Consider the following 3,597-nt stretch of genomic DNA (forward strand, 5'->3'; position numbering starts at 1 on the left):
TAGAAGCTGAAGCTAAATTGGCAATCCAAGAAGAAATCAGAAAGGGGGCTCTTAAGCTCATTTGGTCGTACATATTGGACTATGAAAACAATAAGAATCCTTTCCGGGAAAGAAGAGATCAAATCTCCAAATGGCGAAAGCACTCAACAGAAGAGATCGTTGAAAATAAAAAATTGCTTGATCTAGCGAGAATTCTTCGAGGACATGGAATAAAAACAATAGATACGCTGCACATCGCAAGCGCCATCTATGCTGGAGCAGATTACTTTTTGACTACTGATGTCGGAATTCTAAAAAAAGCTACACTTATTGGAGATACACATGTCACTGACCCAATTGGGTTTATTAAAGAGGTGTTGATATGATCAATGATACAGAAATTAAGGAAAAAGGTTTTCAGATACTAGCACAATATCTTGGTGATGTTGAGGCAGAACGATTTATTGCCCTTATCCAGCGAGAATCATTTGATTACACCAAATGGCGGCAAGGCATTGACGAAGAGTTGAGTATAGAAGAGATCAGTCGCAAGGCAATGGATTGGAGAAACAAAAACACCGAAAAAGGCTATTAATGCGTATTCCACGGCAAAACGGACAGCATTCCATGTTTATGATGGACAGCCATTCCACGGCAAGGTTGAAAATGTCACAATAACCAACAGGGACATTATGTTGCCAGTTCCCCACTATAGGCAGCTTTACCCCGCCTGTTTTTTTGGTTTTGATTTTTCAAGTACCCCGCATACCCCGCCCTGATTGAATGCCCTAAGGGAAGTTCCGGCTCAACAGGATGAATTCTGCCCAACTCCAACCCCTAATTTACCCATTCTACGTCAAACGCAAAGTGTGTAACTTAACCCACTTTTTACCCGTTTTGCGTCAAACGCAAAATGTGTAAGTTATACCGCTTTTTACCCATTTTACGCTTGACGCAAAGTGTGTAACTTACGGCTTATTTTACACACTTTTTGCAAGAGAAGTTTTGCCGGCCGGACCAAGCCAGGAAAAGCCAATGATATCTGAAACCGCTGATTGCATTTATTTCCTTTGGCCAAAAAAGGATTGTTTACAAAATTTTTATAATATTCCTTAAAAGGCGACTTTTTCAACGTATGCCTTCCTATTTCAGTTTACAGCAGGAGCCATGTTGTTTTATGGAGTTTTTAACATAAACTTACAGTATGCCTATTACCTGATCAAGCCAATGCTGCCCAGGTTTGTGCAGATTGCTCTGCGCAGACGTCTGTCCAAGTACCGACTTTCCCGGGCTGGAGATGTCTGGCCTGTTCTTGAATCTGCGGCCAGGCTGCCTGAGGATTGGGCCGGCTGGCCTGAAAACAAGCGTTTTGCCTTTATTTTGATCTATGACATAAAAACGGTAGCATTGCGCGTTTTTTTAAAACTGAAAGCTTGGCACGGGTACTGTCCCCGGCTTTGCTAAGTTCTGGAGAGGACGGATGTCCGATGTCTGATGTCCGATGTCGGAGGGGGAAGTTTTTTGATCACTCAAGATATTCTGAAATGGTATCTGTTTAGCGCTTTTAAGGAAAGCAGGGACAGGCACCCCCGCACTTATTTTTCTGAAGGATGATTGGCATGTTTAAAATTAGTGCGGGGGGAGCCAGGCCCCCTCCGTGTATGCCGCCGGGCAGGAAGCCGTGCCACATGCAAAGCGCTAAACAGATACCTGAAATGAAATTCTGACCATTGGAAAAATTGAAAAGCACCTTGAACATTCAACAGTGCAAGAGGTCATGTATGCAAACAATTAAAGTAAAGTATCATGATGGGGTATTTGTCCCTATGGAACCGGTCAATATCGGACCTGATTATGAGGCTGTTGTCGTTGTCAGCCATACGGAAGCCCCTGATCGTGAAAAGTCTGCAGAGTATTATCAAGGCGAGGCTAAAAGATACTTTGAGAAACATTTTCCGGATCTGAAAGCAAGCGAAAAAATTCTTGAGCTGGTAGGTGCTCTTCAGGGACAGGCAGGCACTCTGGATAAAGCTGAGTACCATGAATATCTTGGGAGGAAATACAGGTGATTCAGGTACTTTTTGATATAGACGTATTGTTGGACATATTGGAACCCAGAGAACAATTTTATTTAGACAGCTTTTGTGTCTTGAGCTTATGTGATTCCGGTCAGGTTCAGGGATGGATTTGCGCTGACTCCCATTCCACAATACATTATTTTTTAAGAAAAAATCTGGGTGAATTTGATGCCCGAAAAAAAATTGTACAAAATCTACAGTCATTATCAGTAATTCCAATTCGAGATCTTACTCTGCAAAAGTCTTTTGAATCAACAATGCCTGATTTTGAGGACAATTTAAAGATGTTCTCAGCTGAACTGCATCATATTGATTTTATTATAACTAGAAACATCAAACATTATAAAAAGTCTCCAGTTGCGGCACTGACACCCAGTGAATTCATCAGGCAAGATCAAGCAGGTCTTTTGTCTGCAAAGACTGAAAATGTCCCCTTCATGGACCTGGGGGCCCAGTATCACCAGATTTACAATGAAATCGACGACAGGATCACGAACGTCATCTCCAGGAGCGCCTTTATTCTGGGCAATTATGTTGAAGACTTTGAAAAGGAGTTTGCTTTGGCCCAGGAGGCCAGGTACTGCATCGGTGTCTCCAGCGGCACCGACGCCCTGCACCTGGCCCTCATGTCCCTGGATATCGGCCCGGGGGACGCTGTCTTTTTGCCGGCAAACACCTTTTTCGCCACTGCCGAGGCCGTGGCTTTGACCGGGGCTGTGCCCGTGTTTGTAGACATGGATCCCATGACCTTCAACATGGACCCGGATTGTCTGGAGAAAGCCATACAGGAGACAGGAGTCAGAGGTCAGAAGTCGGAGGTCGGAGGTCGGACATCCGATCTCCGGCCACGGGCCATCCTCCCCGTCCACCTCTACGGCCAGTCCGCGGATATGGACCGGATCATGGCTGTGGCCGCAAAATACGGCCTGGTGGTTGTGGAAGACTGCGCTCAGTCCCATCTGGCTGACTGGCAGGGCATAAAGACAGGCAATTTTGGCGAGTTCGGCGCATTCAGCTTTTATCCCGGCAAGAACCTGGGCGCCTTCGGCGAGGCCGGGGCGGTAATCACCAACAGTCAGGATCTCTATGACAAGGCCAGAAGCATGCGCGCCCATGGAGAAAGCAGGCGCTATCATCACCAGTACATGGGGCACAATTATCGCATGGAAAACATTCAGGGCGCGGTGCTTGGTACCAAGCTCAAATATCTGCCTGATTGGACCAGGCAGAGGCAGGAACATGCTGCTCTGTACAATGAACTCCTGAAAGACATTCGAGAGATCCGGACCCCGGGTATTGATGGCCAGGCCGGACATGTGTTTCATCTCTATGTCATCCGGGCCGGTGACCGGGACGCATTGCAGGCCCATCTGCAGGGCAGAGGCGTATCCACGGGCCTGCACTATCCAGTGCCTTTGCATCTTCAAACGGCCTGCGCCGGACTGGGATACAAAGAGGGGGATTTCCCCGCGGCAGAGCAGGCAGCCCGGGAAATCCTGTCCCTGCCCATGTTTCCGGAGCTGAGAAGAGAGCAGGTGGA

At 46.8% G+C, this 3,597-nt stretch carries 5 protein-coding genes and 1 pseudogene; all 6 read left to right on the forward strand.

Annotated features, from left to right (window positions below; genetic code table 11):
- A partial coding sequence (locus tag QZP87_RS04840; RefSeq protein WP_291321790.1) for a PIN domain-containing protein occupies positions 1-365 on the forward strand: 365 nt, incomplete at its 5' end.
- Positions 362-574: a hypothetical protein gene (locus QZP87_RS04845; protein WP_291321791.1), complete on the forward strand. Its 213-nt coding sequence runs from the start codon at positions 362-364 to the stop codon at positions 572-574. The genes QZP87_RS04840 and QZP87_RS04845, both read left to right, overlap by 4 nt.
- Positions 575-1,146: 572 nt before the next feature.
- Positions 1,147-1,443 (forward strand): hypothetical protein, encoded by a 297-nt coding sequence (locus tag QZP87_RS04850; protein WP_291321792.1) that lies wholly within the window; start codon positions 1,147-1,149, stop codon positions 1,441-1,443.
- A gap of 317 nt (positions 1,444-1,760) precedes the next feature.
- Positions 1,761-2,048, forward strand: coding sequence for an antitoxin AF2212-like protein (locus QZP87_RS04855; protein WP_291321793.1), 288 nt, complete (start codon positions 1,761-1,763; stop codon positions 2,046-2,048).
- Positions 2,045-2,383 (forward strand): annotated as a pseudogene (locus QZP87_RS15515) (PIN domain-containing protein); the annotation flags it as partial. The gene QZP87_RS04855 and the pseudogene QZP87_RS15515, both read left to right, overlap by 4 nt.
- Positions 2,384-2,464: 81 nt before the next feature.
- On the forward strand, positions 2,465-3,597 hold a 1,133-nt coding region (locus QZP87_RS04860), incomplete at its 3' end, for a DegT/DnrJ/EryC1/StrS family aminotransferase (RefSeq protein ID WP_291321794.1).

The organism is Desulfonatronospira sp. (assembly GCA_003563255.1).
GTDB lineage: Bacteria > Desulfobacterota > Desulfovibrionia > Desulfovibrionales > Desulfonatronovibrionaceae > Desulfonatronospira.

What these genes read in the sequence shown, in the direction of transcription:
- QZP87_RS04855 (WP_291321793.1), top strand. Translation starts at nt 1,761, where the DNA reads ATGCAAACAATTAAAGTAAAGTATCATGATGGGGTATTTGTCCCTATG.
- QZP87_RS04845 (WP_291321791.1), top strand. Translation starts at nt 362, where the DNA reads ATGATCAATGATACAGAAATTAAGGAAAAAGGTTTTCAGATACTAGCA.
- QZP87_RS04850 (WP_291321792.1), top strand. Translation starts at nt 1,147, where the DNA reads ATGTTGTTTTATGGAGTTTTTAACATAAACTTACAGTATGCCTATTAC.